Source organism: Micromonospora sp. NPDC048169 (assembly GCF_040652815.1).
GTDB lineage: Bacteria > Actinomycetota > Actinomycetes > Mycobacteriales > Micromonosporaceae > Micromonospora.
Map to the genome: position 1 here is coordinate 88,767 of NZ_JBEZMS010000013.1, position 14,513 is coordinate 103,279.

Consider the following 14,513-nt stretch of genomic DNA (forward strand, 5'->3'; position numbering starts at 1 on the left):
GCCAGGAGTCCACGACCCTCGACGGAAGGTTTCCCCCTTTGCGGGCAGCGGTCACGTCCCACTCCACTCCTCCGCCGCGCGGCTCCTGGCTGGCGGCTCGAGGACTCGTCCCCGAGCGCGGCCCTCGGCGCGTCCTGGCCGTCGCGACCTTCGTCAACATGGTGGGAATCGGCGTCTTCATGACGAGCGCCGTGCTCTTCTTCACCCGCGCCGTCGGGCTTCCCCTCGCGCAGGTGGCCCTGGGGATGGGCATCGCGGCGCTCGTCGGGATGCTCGCCGGGATCCCGACGGGGCATCTCGCCGATCGGCGGGGCCCGCGCGAGATCTATCTGCTGACGCTTGTCGTCCGAGCCACCGCCACGGCCGCCCTCGTCTTCGTCCACACGTTCTGGCCGTTCGTCGTCCTGGTCTGCCTCAACCAGCTCGCCCAGTCAGCCGGCGGGGCGTCACGCGGCCCGCTGGTGCGCGGCTTCGGCGGCGCGAACCTGACCCAGTTCCGCGCCTACCTCCGTTCGGTTGCCAACCTCGCCGGAGCCTGCGGTGCCCTCGTCGCCGGCGCCGCGGTGCAACTGGACACCCGCGCCGCCTACCTGACCCTGGTCGTCGGCAACGCCGTCAGCTTCGTGGCGTGCGCCGCCGTCATCACCCGGCTGCCCTCACTGCCGCCCATCGCGGTACCCCGCACGAGCGGACGCTGGATAGCACTGAAGGACAAGCCGTACATGGCCGTCACCGTGCTCGACGCGGTCATGGGAATTCAGGGCCAGGTGCTGGTCTTCGCGCTGCCGGTGTGGATCATCTCGCGTACCGACGCTCCGCGCTGGTTCGTCGGGGCGGCCGTGCTCGTCAACACCGCTCTCGTGGCGGCGCTCCAGGTCAGGGCGAGCAGGGGGATCGACACCGGTCCGGCGGCCGGGCGGGCCATCCGTCGCTCCGGGTTGGCGTTCCTGGTGGGGATGGCCCTGATCGCCGCCACGTCGACGATGCCCGGATGGCTCGCCGTGGCATTGATGACGCTGGGAGTCGCCGCGCACACGGTGGGCGAGCTGTGGCACACGGCGGGCTCGCTCGAGTTGCAGTTCCTCCTCGCGCCCGCACACGCGCAGGGGCAGTACACGGGAGTCGCCGGTCTCGGCGCGGGGCTGGCCAACGTCGCCGCCCCTTCCGTCCTGGGCCTGCTCTGCATCGCCTGGGGCGCCCCCGGTTGGCTGCTGATGGGCGCCGTCTTCGTCGCGGTCGGTCTGGTCGCCCCGGCGGTCGTCCGATGGGGTGAACGGACGCGTCCGGAGCCGGTCGTGGCCGGCTAGCCCGGCGGCTTCGGCGCTGCGTCGCGGTCCGTCCCGCGCCACTGCCCACCATCGGTCGGGGCCAGGATGGCGGCGCTGACCCCGTGCACGAAGTCCCGGACGTCGTCGGCCCGGCCGGGGTCGGTGTCCTGGCCGGAGTCGTACCACCAGTCGCGGGCCCAGACGGCGAGGTCGGCCCAGCGGGGGCAGGCGGTGGCGGTCTGGTCGGCGGCCTGCCGTTTGGACAGTTGCCGGCCGTTGCGCAGACGTTGGTAGGCGCGGCAGAGGGTGAGTACCGCGTACGCCTGGGCTCCGGGCGTGGTCATCTGGGTCACCCAGGTGGGCCAGTCACGGACGTGGTCCAGCAGGGCGGCGCGGACGCGGTCGGGTTCGACGGCGGGCAGCAGTTCGTCGGCAGGGGGTCCCAGCAGCGTACGGCCGTAGTCGTGTACGGCGGCCCAGGTCACGACGCGGTGGGTGGTGGCGGGTAGCAGGTGCAGCGACTCCCCGGGGCTGATCCGGGCGATCAGGTGGTCCCGGCCGCCGACGTCGCGGACCGCGTCCAGTGACACGTACTCCACTTCGATCCGGCCCGCCCACTGCGGGTGCCGCCGGTCGAGGTCCGCGTGCAGCCCGGCGAGTACGCCGAGGAGCTTCTCGTCCGGGTCGCTCGCGAGTACCGCGAGCAGGTCGAGGTCGCTGCGGTCGGCGGCGAAGTCCCCTGCCACGAGCGAGCCGTGCAGGTAGAGGCCGCGCAGCCGGTCGGCAAGCGCACGGCACCACGCCTCGCGGAGGTCGGCCAGAACCATTTCGGGTAGGACCACCAGGCGATCCTGCGCCACGCACCGCCGGTGCCGCCACCGAGTAGACCGATCCGGCACGCTTTGCCGCGCGGATCATCCGCGGGCCGCGCCTACACGCTCGGCGAATTGCGGTGCCGCTCCGCGATGCCCGCCCCGGCCTGACGCTGTGCATCGTGCCGGTGCTGGTCGGCGCCGGCCCGGCGGACCGCAGCCGAATCCTCGTCCGACGGGCGCCTCGTCCGGTCGCGCCGGGCGACGAAGACGACGAGTGCCAGCACCGTCACCACGACCACCGCGAGCGACACCAGCATCGTTCTCATGCTCGTTGACGCTACGGCATACGCGCCACCTTCGGCGTGCTGGCGGTCGCGGGGCTGCCCCCTCCGCCGCCGGATGGCAAGCTCAGGTGTCGTGATCGATGACTTCGCGAAGATCCGTCAGCGCCGGCGGCTCAGGTCGGCACGTCACGCGCCGGTCGGGAAGGGTGATGGGGACGCGGTGCGGAACCCGGATCTCGCGGAGGCCCGCCGGTGAGGGCGGTCATCGTCGCGGCCGCTGTCGCCTTCGTCATCTCCCTTTTCGGTACGCCGGTGGCGGTGCGCGTCTTCAGCGCGCTGAAGGCAGGTCAGCCGATCCGGTCCATCGGGCTGGCCAGCAACGAGGGCAAGGTGGGCACGCCCACGATGGGCGGCGTCGTCTTCATCGTGGCGACGGTCCTCGCGTACGTCGCCGGGCACCTCGCCCTGACCACCCTGCCCGAACGGCAGATCGCGCAGGAGGGGCCCACCATGACGGCCCTGGTGCTGCTCGGGTTGTTCGTCTTCTGCGGCGCGGTCGGCTTCTTCGACGACTTCCTCAAGGTGCGCCGGCGCAACTCCGACGGGCTGTCCGCAAAGGGCAAGCTGCTCGGGCAGGCCCTCGTCGGCGGCGGGTTCGGGGTGGCCGCGCTGTACGTGCCGAGCACGAACGGCCAGACCGTGGCCAGTGAGCACATCTCGCTCATCCGCGACATCAGCTGGCTGGATGTCGGCAAGGTCGGCGCGGTCCTGGTCTTCATCTTCGTGATCACGGCGATGTCCAACGGTGTGAATCTCACCGACGGCCTCGACGGCCTGGCCACCGGCGCGTCGATCCTGGTGCTCGGCGCGTACTCGCTGGTCGGCTTCTGGCAGTACCGGCACTGGTGCGCCGACGACGGGTACGCCCGCGTGAACGAGTACTGCTACCAGGTCCGCGATCCGCTGGAGATCGCCATGATCGCGGCCGCGGCGGCCGGCGCCTGCGTGGGCTTCCTGTGGTGGAACACGTCCCCGGCGCGGATTTTCATGGGGGACGTGGGCGCGCTCGGGCTGGGCGGCCTGATCGGCGGGCTCGCGGTGGTGACCCGTACGACGCTGCTCTCGATCCTGATCGGCGGGCTGTTCGTCATCATCACCACGACCTGGGTGATCCAGATCGTCTCGTACCGGACCACCGGCAAGCGGGTCTTCCGGATGGTGCCGCTGCACCACCACTTCGAGCTGGCCGGATGGAGCGAGTCCACCATCGTGGTCCGATTCTGGATCGTGGCCGGAGTCTGCGTCGCGGCCGGCCTGGGCCTGTTCTACTCGGACTTCCTGGCGGCTGTGGGATAGCGGCGGAGCGACAGGAGACGCCGGCTCAGGCGGACCACTGCGCGGTGTCGCCGTCGCGGAGGTGGTCCAACTCCGCGAGGTACATCGCCTGGAGGCGGTCGTGGTGCCGGACCAGCAATCTGACCTCATCGGCGCTGTAGCCCTCGACGAGCCGTTCCGCCCGCTCGGCGAAACGCTCGTACGGCCGCTCCAGGTCGGCGACCCGCTCCGGGCGCACCGTGACGACGACTCGCCGCCGGTCCGCCGGGTCGCGCTCGGCGGTCACGTAGCCGGCCCGCTGGAGCCGGCGGAGCATGCTGGTGACCGCCCCGGTGGTGAGGTTGGTCCGTTCGGCGATCTGCCCCGCCGTGGCGGATCCGATGTCGGCCAGGTAGTCGAGGCATTCCAGGTCGCTCACGGTGAGGCCCAACCGCTCCGCGACGGCGTACCGGAACACCATGGACAGCCGCGACGTCTCCCGCCCGGCGCGCATCAGGTCGGCGATCGCGGAGGCGCGGGCCGGATCGTGGGACATGCGGGCAATCATGCCTCCGGCACGGTGACCCGGTGCAGCCGAGGTAACACGCGGGTCAGCACCCAGTGCGGCGCCGCCGCGCCGCCGGTGAGACGGTGCATCAGCTTCCCGGCGGTGTCGACGGCGCGGAAGGCGTACGGCACCATCTCGTCCTGGTATCCGGCGATCGCCTCCTCCACGGGTGTGCCGTTGTCCCGGGCGTCGACCAGTCGCCGGCCGAGCAGGGCGGCGTCGCGGAGCGCGGTGTTGCCGCCGTGCGCGCCGAACGGCGGCATGACGTGCACGGCGTCGCCCATCATCGTCGCCCGGGGGACGGCCCACCGGATCGGCCGCCGCCCGGTGGCGAAGAGGTTCAGCACCGTGGCGTCCAGTTCGGCCGTGTCGACCAGCCGCCGGGCGAGCGGGTGGAAGTCCCTGCTCCGGCTGGCCGCCAGGTGCCACAGTGCCCGCAGATCTCCGCGTACGCCGCCGGGCAGCTCGTCGCGCCGCAGCAGCAGCGCCCACATGACGTAGTCGTCGCCGGTGGGGGCGTAGCTGCCCGGGGCCAGGCGCGTGAACGCCTCCCGTGGGCTCTCGCCGAACCGCATGGAGGTGAAGAAGAAGGCGCTGCCCGGCCGGTCGGCGATGGCCAGGACCCCGCTGGTACGCAGTGCGTCCGGGATGACGCTCGCGCCGTCGCGCCACAGCGGTGACCGGCCGTAGATGCCCGCCATCGGGGTGTCCGCCGGGTCGGCGTCCGGCACCAGCTGCGCGCGTAGCGCCGAGCCGACGCCGTCCGCGCCCACCACGACCGTCGCGGCTGCGGCCCCGCCGTCGGAGAACCGCAGCCGCAGCCCGGCCGGGCCGCCGCTGTCCACCGCGACGGCGGTCTTGCCGTAGTGGATGCGCCCGTCCAGCCCGGACTGCAGGATCGACCGCAGGGTCAGCCGGTCCACCTGACGGGTCTCGTGCGGGTCGTCCTTGAAGGTGACGGTGAAGGCGTCCCGCAGCCGCCTGTCGGTGAAGCGCAGCTGCCCGCCGGGCTCGTCGCCGGTGGCCAGCGCCAGGCGGTACAGCGGGCGCGGCAGGCTCTCGCGCAGTGCCGCCAGCCCGTACCGGTCGAGAATGATCCGGTAGCCCTGCCGCCGGATGAAGGGGCCCGGGTCCCGCTCGTAGACGTGCACGTCGATGCCGGCGCGCATCAGGTACTGGGCGAGGCAGAGGCCGGAGAGGCCGGCGCCGGCGATCGCCACTGAGAAGCCTGTCGATGCACTCATGGCGGTTATCTTAATTATTAAGATGATTCGGGCAAGGTCGTCGCAGGACGCGCCACTGTGCATGGTCACTCTGGACTGATACTCAAGTTGCTTGTATATTCGGCTCATGGGATCAGCTTCGCGTCCCGCGCTACGGGAACCGTCTTACTTCGTCCTTGCTGCTCTGCTCGGCGGACCGCTCCACGGTTATGCCGTGATCAAGCGGGTCAATGAGCTGTCCGACGGGCGGGTGACCCTCGCCGCCGGATCGCTGTACTCCGTGATCGACCGGCTGCTCGGCGAAGGACTCGTCACCACCGACGGTGAGGAGATCGTCAACGGGCGTGCCCGTCGCTACTACCGGCTCACCGACGAGGGCTGTCGCGTACTCACCGAAGAGGCCGACCGGCTCGCCCAGGCCGCCCGGGTGGTCATGGACCGCCTGCCACGCCGGGTCGCATCGCAGGCAATCGCCCGTCAACCTTCTACCGCGAGGATCAGACCAGCATGAGTTCCGATGTCTTGGAAAAGCGCTACCGGATGCTGCTGCGGGCCTACCCCGCCGACTACCGCCGCGAACGCGCCGACGAGCTGATCGACACGCTGATCGGCGACGAACCGACCACCCGCCGCTGGCCCAGCCTCCGGCAGGCGGCATCGCTGATCCGCGGCGCCCTACGGGTACACGGTGGCAGCACCGCGCCCCGGCCCACCGCCGTGCTGTTCTGGCAGGGCATCCACCTGGGCGCCATGGCGGTGCTGGCGTTGGGTGTGCTCATCGGCCTGGACGACATCATCGAGGCATTCCAGTTCGGCGGACTCTCGGACCCCCTGACCGTCGTCAAGAATCAGGGCGTCCACGAGATCGTGCTGATCGCCGCGCTGGTGGCGCTCGTCGCGGGCCGCGCCCGTACCGCTGCCGCCCTGGCGGTGGCTGCGGCGGTGGTGCCGACCGTGATCTCCACGTACCTGTTCTCCAACGGCCTGCCACAGTGGTGGGCGCCGATCGTCGCCGCGCCTCTGATCATTCTGGGCCTGCGGCGTCCGGCGGACGTGCCGCCGGCGCCGCGGGCGAACGCAGTTCTGGTCACCGCCGGCATACTCGCCCTGCACCTGATCCCCGCGGGCGGCTTCCGCATGGCCGACCCGGGCGTGCGGGCGGCAGCCGCCGCCATGGTGATCGTCGGCGTGGCGGCCTTCCTGTGGGTGGCGACGGCCGATCAGCGGCTGCTGATCGCCGTCGTCCCCACCCTTCTCCTGGGTACGCTCTACCAGCTGGACAACAGCGGGTTGACGGGGGAACTGCTGCGCCGGCCCGACGCGCTGCCGTCCCTGGTGGTCGCGGTCCTCATGGCGGTTGTCGCTGTCGTGTCCACCCGGCTGCGACAGCGCACCCGCGCCTGACCGACATAGGGGCGGTCCGGTCATGACCGGCGTCAGCTGATGCGTGCTCGGGCCAGTGGAGGACCTGTTGCCGAGTCCGCCTCTACGAGATCAAGCGCGTTCCGCTCGGTGCGGGTCGAGGCGCGGCAAGCCGGGCAGACCAGGGCCAGGCGGACAAGGTCTTACGTCCGGTAGGGCGCTCCACCTTGTCACCCTGGCCCTGGCCCGCTCACGGAGCAGCGTGGGCATCCGCGTACGGAGAGTCGGGGTACCGTCGATGGGTGGCGGCCGGCTGATTCGCCTGGCCTCTTGAGCTTGGAGCGGCGTTATGGCCTCGTCCGTCGATCCGCGCTTTGGGGTAGCTCTGCGGGAGTTTCGGGAGCGGCGTGGCCTGTCGCTTCGGTCTCTCGGGCAACTCGCTCATCGGAGTAAGAGCCATCTGCACGAGTTGGAGGCAGGGCTCAAGGCTCCGACGGTCGACACAGCGCGTCACCTGGACCGGATTCTCGACGCCGGGGGAGTGCTTGCTCGGCTGGTCGATGCGCCGATCGACCATGCGGCCGAGGCCGGCGAGTTGCGGGCGAGAGTCGCCGCGAGTGATGTCAGCAACGACATGCTCGAGCGGATCGAGCAGGGCGTTGACGACCTTGCCAGCTCCTATCCGACGATGGCGCCGGCGGATCTGTTGCCGTTGGTGCGGCGGCACCTCTCCTATGTGGTGCGGCTGCTGGACGGGCGGGTGACGCTTGCTCAACAGCGTCGGCTGTTGGTTGCCGGCGGTTGGTTGGCGGTGCTGCGGGCCACGGTCCACATCGATTTGCGGCAGCGGAATGCTGCGGCTGCTCATCTGCGAGCTGCTCGTGACCTTGCTGAACATGCTGAGCATCCCGAGATTCGGGCGTGGTGTCTGGAGACGCGGGCTTGGGACGTGCTGACGCAAGGTGACTACCGTTCGGCACTCGATCTTTCCCAGCAGGCTCAACGGGTCGCGCCTCAGGGCAGCTCGGCCAGGATCCAGGCTACTGCTCAGGAGGCCCGTGCATGGGCTCGCATTGGGGACGTTGCTGCCACCCGGCGAACGCTGGATCGGGTAGAGAGGTTGGCGGCGAACTTGCCCGTTCCCGAGCGAGCCGAGCATCACTATCGCTACGACCCTGCCAAGGCCGCCGCCTATACGGCCACGACTTTGGCGTGGGCCGGTGACCCGGGCGCCGAGCAGGTGGCTCGGGCCGTACTGGCCGATCTGGATCCGCACGGCGACGGGGGAGCGCGGCCACGCCGGTCGGCATCGGCGCGTCTCGACCTCGGGCTTGCTCTCGTCGCCGCCGGTCAGTCGGACGAAGCGGTTGCGCTCGGGGCGCAGGCCGTGGCATCCGGGCGAGTGGTGCCGTCGAACTGGTGGCGAGCCGCGGAACTGCTGGCCAAGGTCGAGGATCTCGGAGTGCCCGAGGCCGCGATGCTCCGTGAACTGTGCGTCGAGTACGCCCCGGTCCGACGATCAACAGCGGACAGCACGCCTGGTTAGCGGACAGTCACCTTCTGGATCGTAGGCGCACGCGGCGCGACGCTGGACCTCACTGAACCGGGCGCGGATCGAGGCACATCAGCAGTGCCTCTTCGTGCTCTCATCACGGAGGGCCAGTAGATGACGGTGCCTGTCGGGCCCCTGCGGCGACTCGTGGGCCGGTACCTCCCGTCGATTCCGACGGCGTACGGCGTCGGGCAGCGCATCCAGATGATGGAGCAGGACATTGCCCGGCGGCGGTTGCTGGACCAGGCGCGAGGCGGGCAACAGGCCCCGGCGGGAGCCGGGGACACATCGATGTCGCGGGAGCGGCGCGTCTCGTATGACGAATACCTGTCTGCCACCGCGCTGACTCTTGCTCGCAGGCACCGGCCGGTGTGGTCGTGGCGGCTCTGGCGGCGCGTCTGCCGCTGTGGGTCCGACCTGCCGTGTCGCGCCCGGCACCGGATTCCGATCGATCGGGGCCACTGGCCGTCGGAGGGTGAGCAGTGAGCAGCGAGCAGGAACAGGCGATCCTCGCGGTTCATGTCCGAGGGCTCGACGGCATGTGTGCCGGGTGCCGGGCGTGGTGGGCGCGGCTCACGCCGTACCCGTGCTGGCAGGTGAAATGGGCGACGAGCCGGCAGGCGCGGGCGATCACCGCGCGGTTCCTGGAGGGTGCGCGGTGACCACCCACGGGCCGGTCATGCCGGTGTGGAGCTGTGGCGGCTGCGACCTGCCCTGGCCGTGCCCTACGCGCAAGCGCGAGCTGCGCGCGGAGTTCATGGATGCGCCGGTGTCGCTGGCGCTGTACCTCGGCGCCTATCTCGTCCAGGCCACCGAGGACATGCCCTGGACGCCGGCGGGCGTGTTGCACCGCCGGTTCCTCGGCTGGACCAGGGAGACCGGCCCGCCCATGCCAGCCGAATCGGAGCCGGGTGTTCGACCGGGTACGGACGACCGGGCGCCACCCGCGTGGAACTGGCGGCCTACCCGCTGGATCAATGGAGCACGCTGAAGAACGCGCGCAGGTCGGCAGCGAGCAGGTCGGGCTCTTCCTGGGCGAGGAAGTGGCCGCCGACGGTGGGCTCGCGCCAGTGGGTGAGGTTGGCGTAGGTGCGTTCGGCGAACGACCGGGGCAGGCCGGCGTCCTCCACGCTGACAGTGATTCCGGCGGGCACGGCGACCATTGGCAGGTGGGGGGCCAGGCGGTCGTCACGGTAGGGCCGGAAGGACGTGCCGATGCAGTTGGTGACCCAGTACAGCATCACGATGGTCAGCAGCTCGTCGAAGCCGAACCGGCGGGTGATGTCGCCGCCGCAGTCGCTCCAGCGCTGGTACTTCTCGATGATCCATGCGGCCAGTCCGGACGGCGAGTCGCTCAGCGCGGCCGCAAGGGTGTCGGGCCGTGTCTCCTGGATGATTCCGTAGCCCCAGTCGTCTTGGGCCTTCGCGTCGAGCATGGCGATGAACGCCTCCTCGGCCGGGCTGAGGTCGCCCCTGCGGTCCGCCGGGGGGAACTTGATGTGCTGCGAGAAGACCCCGATGACCCGATCTGCGTGGCGGGCGCCGAGCCACGTCGACACGCCGGAGCCGATGTCGCCACCGTAGGCGCCGAAGCGGTCGTAGCCCAGACGGGTCATCAGCTCGGCCCACACGTCCGCGACAGCTGCCTCGGTCGTCGGGCCCTCGGCGAGTGGCCCGGAGAAGACGAAGCCGGGCAGGCTCGGTATGACGAGGTCGAAGTCTGCGAGCCGGGACACCAGGGGCAGCATCTCCGTGTACGCGCTGGGCCAGCCGTGGGTCAGGATCAGCGCCGTGGCGTCGGGCGATGCCGAGCGGACATGAACGAAGTGGACCGGCGTGCCTCGGACCGTGGTGACGAACTGGGGGTACCGGTTGAGGGCACGCTCGGCCGCACGCCAGTCGAATCCGTCGAGCCAGTACCGCACCAGATCTGCCAGGTACGCAGGGTCGGTGCCGGCGGCCCACGGCTCTCCCGGTGCGGCCGGCGCGGGCCTCGTCCGCGAAAGCCGAGCCCGCAGGTCCTCCAAGACGGCTTCGGGCACATCGATGTGGAAGGGCGTCACCCGATCATGGTCTCATCGCCAGGAGCGATCTCCGATCCCCCGAGGAGCGTGATTCAGGCCGGAACCGCTGCGAGGTGGCACTATCGTGTCCACGTGCCTTCAGACGTACATCCGGCCTTGGATGTCTTGATGCCCGCGGCGTTCCTGGGCCACGGCAACCCCATGAACGCCCTTGAGGTCAACCGGTACACCTCCGCGTGGAGAGCCTTCGGCGCTGCGGTGCCGCGTCCCCGCACGATCCTGGTGGTCAGTGCCCATTGGTACATAAACGCCACGGCCGTCACCGCGATGCCCCGGCCGAGGACCATCCACGACTTCTACGGGTTTCCTCAGGAGCTGTTCGAGGTGCAGTACCCGGCGCCGGGGCTGCCCGAACTGGCTGAGGAGGTCAGTGACGTCGTCCATCCGACCTGGGTCGGGGCGGACGTCGACAGCTGGGGCATCGACCATGGCACCTGGTCGGTGCTGACGCATGCCTTTCCGGACGCGACGATTCCCGTCGTCCAGCTCAGCATCAACGCCGACAAGCCGATGGACTACCACCTTCAACTCGGCGCCCGGCTCGCTCCACTGCGTCGGCGCGGAGTGCTGATCGTGGCGAGCGGCAATGTCGTGCACAACCTGCGCGGCATGGACTGGGCGCTGGCCGACGACGGCTTCGACTGGGCGCGACGCTTCGACGAGGACGCCAAAACCCGGATGCTGACCGACCCGGGCGAGTACGCGACCCTCGACGCGCACGGGGACTTCCGCCGTGCGGTACCGACACCGGATCACTTCATCCCCGCGTTGTATCTCGCCGGTCTGGCCGCCGCCATGGACACCCCCGACACCGAGGTCCTGGTCGACGGCTACGCCTACGGCTCGTTGTCCATGACGGCCTACACCCTGGGCATGTCCTGTCCACCGGCTGCCGGCCGGGGCGGATCCCCGCAGCCACCGCCCGGGCTGCCGCCGGACGGCTCCAACATCTGAGCAGGTGCGGGCTGGTCAACCGCTTCGGTGCCCGGGCGGCCGCACTCAGGTCGCCCGGGCATCGCGGGCTACGCCGTCGGCCTGCCTTCGTGCAGGATCTGGGCCAGCTCGACCGGTCGGCTGAGCATCGGCCAGTGCCACGTCGGCAGTTCCTCGTACCGCCACGGATCGCCGGCCATGTGCCGGCACAGCGGCACGGTGGCGGCCATCTGGCGTGCCTGCTCGACGGTGAAGCTCGACAGCACGCCGAGGCGGGGCACCTTCTCCCACGCCCCGGTGAGCCGCACCGGGGTGGTGGCAGTCGACCACGGCTGGGCCACCGACCGCTCAGCGAGCAACGCGACGACCGATTCATCAACGTCTGCCGCGCCCGCCGCCAGCTCGGCCCACGGCGGGGGTGGCAGCCGCCAGCCGTCGCCGTGTTCGGCGACCACCGCCGCGTTGCGTTCACGCTCCTGGGGCGGGCTGAAATCGGCGTTCGCCGCGCCGTCGGGTAGCGGGCCGGTGTCGACGTAAACCAGTTGGGCGATGCGGTCGGTCATGCGGTCGGCAACGGCGGTCGTCACGACCGCGCCGGCGTAGCTGTGCCCGACGAGAACCACGTCGTGCAGGTCCTCGTAGCGCAGCAGGTTGACCACGTCGGTGACGTGGACGTCGAGGTCGGTGTCCGGGCGGGCCAGGTGGGCGCGCTCGCCCAGGCCGGTCAGGCTCAGCGGGTGCACCTCGTGGCCGTGCCCGCGCAGGGCGGCGGTGACCGGCCGCCAGGCCCATGCGCCGAGCCAGAACCCGGGAACCAGTACGAAGGTCGTCATGCATGCCACGCTACGATCAATACCGGACATGTTCCGCCCGGATGAGAAATGGGGATTCTTGACCCGGCCGACCGCGCGCGTACTGGCGTTGCTGGAGATCCTCCAGGCCGGCGGCGGCTTCACCGTCGCGGACCTGGCGGGTCGGCTGGGCGTCGACGAGCGCACGGTCCGCCGATACGCCGCGCACCTCGCCGACCTGGGCATCCCGGTCGAGGCCCGGCGCGGTCGCTACGGCGGATACCGGCTCGCGCCTGGATACAAGCTGCCGCCGCTCATGCTCACCGACGAGGAGGCGGTCGCCGTCATGCTCGGGCTCGTCGCCGCTACCCGGGCCGGGCTGGTCACCATCGAAGGCGCGGCCGCCGAGAGCGCGACCGCGAAGATTCGCCGGGTGCTGCCGGCCGTTCTCGCCCGGCGAATCGATTCGCTGCTGGAGACCGTGGACTTCACCGCACGGGTCCGGAAGTCGGCCCCGCCCGGCATCGAGGTGCTGCTGGTGCTCGCCGAAGCGGCCCGGCATCAGCAACCGGTGAGCATCACCTACACCACCTGGCGCGGCCAGTCCGGCGAGCGCCGGCTCGACCCGTACGGGCTGGTCTTCCACGCCGGCCGCTGGTACGTCACCGGTCACGACCACCACCGCCAGGCCGTACGGACGTTCCGCCTCGACCGCATCGGGACAGCCCACCCCCTTCAGGGCAGGTTCGACATCCCGGCCGGCTTCGATCCCACCACGCAGGTACTCACCGGTCTGGCAGCCGTGCCGTACGCGCACGACATCTCCGTGGTGCTGCACACCAGCCTGGAGCAGGCGCAGCGACGAATCCCGCCCTCGGTCGGCACGCTCACCGAGGTGCCCGGCGGAGTGCGTCTCACCGCCCGAGCCGAACGGCTCGACGGTGCGGCACAGATGCTCGCCGGGCTCGGCTGGCCGTTCACGATCGACCGACCGGACGAACTCAAGGACGAGGTGCGGGCCCTGGCCGCCCGACTGCTCGCCGACGCCACCGCTTGAGGCTCGGAAAAGGTGGTCAGACCCGCCTCGGCCCACGTGCGGACGGCGCGCGGCCGGGTCAGGCCGGCGGATCGTCCCGGAAGAGAGCTTCCCGCACGCCTCGGCCGCCCCAGCGGGTGGCGACGAGTTCGGGACGAGGACGGGTCGGCTCGGGCACCCCACGGTGCCGTCTGGTGTCGGGCGCAGGACGGTCCCAGTCGGCGATCAGCGCGAAAGGATCGGTCACGCGGTCCGGCCCGTCGTCACACCGCTCCCGGACAACCATCGCGGGAAAGAAGCGCAGTTCCTGCGCCGTCCCGCAGTCGTCGGTCCGCGAGGCGATCACGGCCCCGCAGCCTTGACAGGCGACGCAGGGGATCCAGCCCACCATCGACCAGCAACCCGTGCGGACGCGGTCATGGACGAAGCGTGTCCCGCGTACGTCGCCGGGCGAGAGGACGAAGGTGTCGGTGACCTGATCACGGCCGTAGGCGGCCTCGTCGATCGCGTAGGTGCCGGGGCCAAGGAGCGGCGGGTTCACCTGGTGGCAGTCCAGGACCGACCAGTGCGGCGCCGCCGGCAGTTCCACCAACCGGACCGGGACGCTCAGCGGCTTCCCGCAGCCCGCACACCGAAAGCGCTCCACTGCCGCAGTGTGACATCGCCGCCGAGCGGCGGCACGCGCTGCTGTCAAAGCCTCTCCCGGCAGTCCGGGTACGCCTTCACGACCCCGGCTCGGGGGCCGGCGCCCCGTCGAGCAGGGCGCCCAGTCGAGCGGCGGATTCGTCGGTGAGCCGATAGACGCCCTGACGGCTGACGGCGCGTTCGAGACGGCCGTTGACGCCCCGGCACGGTTGCCGGCCTCCCGGGGCCGGACCGTCAGCGCTTGGCGACGGTGAGCAGCACCGCTGAGTCTTCGAGCGCCTCCAGATTGTGCCGGCGGTCCGGCACGATCAGCAGGTCGCCGGCAGCACCGTCCCAGGAGGTCTCGCCGGCGCCGAGCCGGACCCGGCCGTGCAGGACGTGGACGGTGGCCTCGCCGGGGTTCTCGTGTTCGCCGAGCATCTGCCCGGCGGTCAGCGCGATCAGCGTCTGCCGGAGCGTGTGCTCGTGGCCGCCGTAGACGGTGGAGCTGCTGCGGCCGCTGGAGGAGGTGTGCGCGAGTTCCAGCTGCTCGCGGGCCAGTGCGGTGAGGGATGACTTCTGCATGAGGTCTCCTGTCTGCTCGTCGCGCCGGGCAGGGTGCTCCTCCGCGAACCGTAGCGTGCGCGTCCCGTCGCCGC

Annotated in this window: 16 protein-coding genes; 8 read left to right on the top strand and 8 right to left on the bottom strand. The window is 70.8% G+C overall.

The genetic code is table 11. The annotated features are described in order from the left end of the window. Window positions 1–38 precede the first annotated feature (38 nt). Window positions 39–1,307: an MFS transporter gene (locus AB0D28_RS14265; protein WP_357385735.1), complete on the top strand. Its 1,269-nt coding sequence runs from the start codon at window positions 39–41 to the stop codon at window positions 1,305–1,307. On the opposite strand, the gene AB0D28_RS14270 is transcribed toward AB0D28_RS14265, so the two are convergent. Both AB0D28_RS14270 and AB0D28_RS14275 read right to left on the bottom strand, forming a co-directional pair. Continuing rightward, window positions 1,304–2,110, bottom strand: coding sequence for an aminoglycoside adenylyltransferase domain-containing protein (locus AB0D28_RS14270; protein ID WP_357385737.1), 807 nt, complete (start codon window positions 2,108–2,110; stop codon window positions 1,304–1,306). The two genes, AB0D28_RS14265 and AB0D28_RS14270, sit on opposite strands and share 4 nt — an antisense overlap. A gap of 89 nt (window positions 2,111–2,199) precedes the next feature. Beyond that, window positions 2,200–2,409: a hypothetical protein gene (locus AB0D28_RS14275; protein WP_357385739.1), complete on the bottom strand. Its 210-nt coding sequence runs from the start codon at window positions 2,407–2,409 to the stop codon at window positions 2,200–2,202. A gap of 210 nt (window positions 2,410–2,619) precedes the next feature. Here AB0D28_RS14275 and mraY point away from each other — a divergent pair, with 210 nt between their 5' ends. Further along, a complete protein-coding gene (gene mraY / locus AB0D28_RS14280; RefSeq protein WP_357385741.1) occupies window positions 2,620–3,723 on the top strand; it encodes a phospho-N-acetylmuramoyl-pentapeptide-transferase in 1,104 nt (367 codons plus the stop codon). 25 nt (window positions 3,724–3,748) lie between these two features. On the opposite strand, the gene AB0D28_RS14285 is transcribed toward mraY, so the two are convergent. Further along, window positions 3,749–4,237, bottom strand: coding sequence for a MarR family transcriptional regulator (locus tag AB0D28_RS14285; RefSeq protein ID WP_357385743.1), 489 nt, complete (start codon window positions 4,235–4,237; stop codon window positions 3,749–3,751). Window positions 4,238–4,245: 8 nt separating this feature from the next. Then, window positions 4,246–5,493 (bottom strand): NAD(P)/FAD-dependent oxidoreductase, encoded by a 1,248-nt coding sequence (locus AB0D28_RS14290; protein ID WP_357385745.1) that lies wholly within the window; start codon window positions 5,491–5,493, stop codon window positions 4,246–4,248. A 106-nt stretch (window positions 5,494–5,599) separates the two neighbouring features. Here AB0D28_RS14290 and AB0D28_RS14295 point away from each other — a divergent pair, with 106 nt between their 5' ends. From AB0D28_RS14295 to AB0D28_RS14310, 4 genes are all read left to right on the top strand, one after another. Continuing rightward, the gene (locus AB0D28_RS14295; RefSeq protein WP_357385747.1) at window positions 5,600–5,983 is read left to right on the top strand and encodes a PadR family transcriptional regulator; all 384 of its coding nucleotides are present in this window, start codon (window positions 5,600–5,602) and stop codon (window positions 5,981–5,983) included. Between the two features lie 1,200 nt (window positions 5,984–7,183). After that, entirely contained in the window at window positions 7,184–8,380 is a 1,197-nt protein-coding gene (locus tag AB0D28_RS14300) for a helix-turn-helix transcriptional regulator (RefSeq protein WP_357385749.1), read from the top strand. A gap of 488 nt (window positions 8,381–8,868) precedes the next feature. After that, entirely contained in the window at window positions 8,869–9,048 is a 180-nt protein-coding gene (locus AB0D28_RS14305) for a hypothetical protein (RefSeq protein WP_357385751.1), read from the top strand. Then, on the top strand, window positions 9,045–9,377 hold the full coding sequence (locus tag AB0D28_RS14310; protein ID WP_357385753.1) for a hypothetical protein: 333 nt from the start codon (window positions 9,045–9,047) through the stop codon (window positions 9,375–9,377). Before AB0D28_RS14305 ends, AB0D28_RS14310 begins: the two co-directional genes overlap by 4 nt. On the opposite strand, the gene AB0D28_RS14315 is transcribed toward AB0D28_RS14310, so the two are convergent. After that, the gene (locus AB0D28_RS14315; RefSeq protein ID WP_357385755.1) at window positions 9,361–10,449 is read right to left on the bottom strand and encodes an epoxide hydrolase family protein; all 1,089 of its coding nucleotides are present in this window, start codon (window positions 10,447–10,449) and stop codon (window positions 9,361–9,363) included. The genes AB0D28_RS14310 and AB0D28_RS14315 overlap by 17 nt on opposite strands. Window positions 10,450–10,497: 48 nt before the next feature. Here AB0D28_RS14315 and ygiD point away from each other — a divergent pair, with 48 nt between their 5' ends. Continuing rightward, entirely contained in the window at window positions 10,498–11,424 is a 927-nt protein-coding gene (gene ygiD, locus AB0D28_RS14320) for a 4,5-DOPA dioxygenase extradiol (protein WP_357385757.1), read from the top strand. Between the two features lie 68 nt (window positions 11,425–11,492). Here the strand turns inward: ygiD and AB0D28_RS14325 are convergent, their stop codons facing one another. Then, the gene (locus AB0D28_RS14325; RefSeq protein WP_357385759.1) at window positions 11,493–12,236 is read right to left on the bottom strand and encodes an alpha/beta fold hydrolase; all 744 of its coding nucleotides are present in this window, start codon (window positions 12,234–12,236) and stop codon (window positions 11,493–11,495) included. A gap of 58 nt (window positions 12,237–12,294) precedes the next feature. On the opposite strand from AB0D28_RS14325, the gene AB0D28_RS14330 reads away from it, so the two are divergent. Next, the gene (locus AB0D28_RS14330) at window positions 12,295–13,251 is read left to right on the top strand and encodes a YafY family protein (RefSeq protein ID WP_357385761.1); all 957 of its coding nucleotides are present in this window, start codon (window positions 12,295–12,297) and stop codon (window positions 13,249–13,251) included. 58 nt (window positions 13,252–13,309) lie between these two features. Here the strand turns inward: AB0D28_RS14330 and AB0D28_RS14335 are convergent, their stop codons facing one another. Both AB0D28_RS14335 and AB0D28_RS14340 read right to left on the bottom strand, forming a co-directional pair. Further along, entirely contained in the window at window positions 13,310–13,819 is a 510-nt protein-coding gene (locus AB0D28_RS14335) for a hypothetical protein (protein ID WP_357385763.1), read from the bottom strand. Window positions 13,820–14,109: 290 nt separating this feature from the next. Next, the gene (locus AB0D28_RS14340; protein WP_357385765.1) at window positions 14,110–14,439 is read right to left on the bottom strand and encodes a cupin domain-containing protein; all 330 of its coding nucleotides are present in this window, start codon (window positions 14,437–14,439) and stop codon (window positions 14,110–14,112) included. Window positions 14,440–14,513: the final 74 nt, after the last annotated feature.

Coding starts and splice junctions, on each gene's coding strand:
- AB0D28_RS14285 (WP_357385743.1), bottom strand. CDS start 4,237: ATGTCCCACGATCCGGCCCGCGCCTCCGCGATCGCCGACCTGATGCGC.
- AB0D28_RS14295 (WP_357385747.1), top strand. CDS start 5,600: ATGGGATCAGCTTCGCGTCCCGCGCTACGGGAACCGTCTTACTTCGTC.
- AB0D28_RS14325 (WP_357385759.1), bottom strand. CDS start 12,236: ATGACGACCTTCGTACTGGTTCCCGGGTTCTGGCTCGGCGCATGGGCC.
- AB0D28_RS14300 (WP_357385749.1), top strand. CDS start 7,184: ATGGCCTCGTCCGTCGATCCGCGCTTTGGGGTAGCTCTGCGGGAGTTT.
- AB0D28_RS14275 (WP_357385739.1), bottom strand. CDS start 2,409: ATGAGAACGATGCTGGTGTCGCTCGCGGTGGTCGTGGTGACGGTGCTG.
- AB0D28_RS14340 (WP_357385765.1), bottom strand. CDS start 14,439: ATGCAGAAGTCATCCCTCACCGCACTGGCCCGCGAGCAGCTGGAACTC.
- AB0D28_RS14290 (WP_357385745.1), bottom strand. CDS start 5,493: ATGAGTGCATCGACAGGCTTCTCAGTGGCGATCGCCGGCGCCGGCCTC.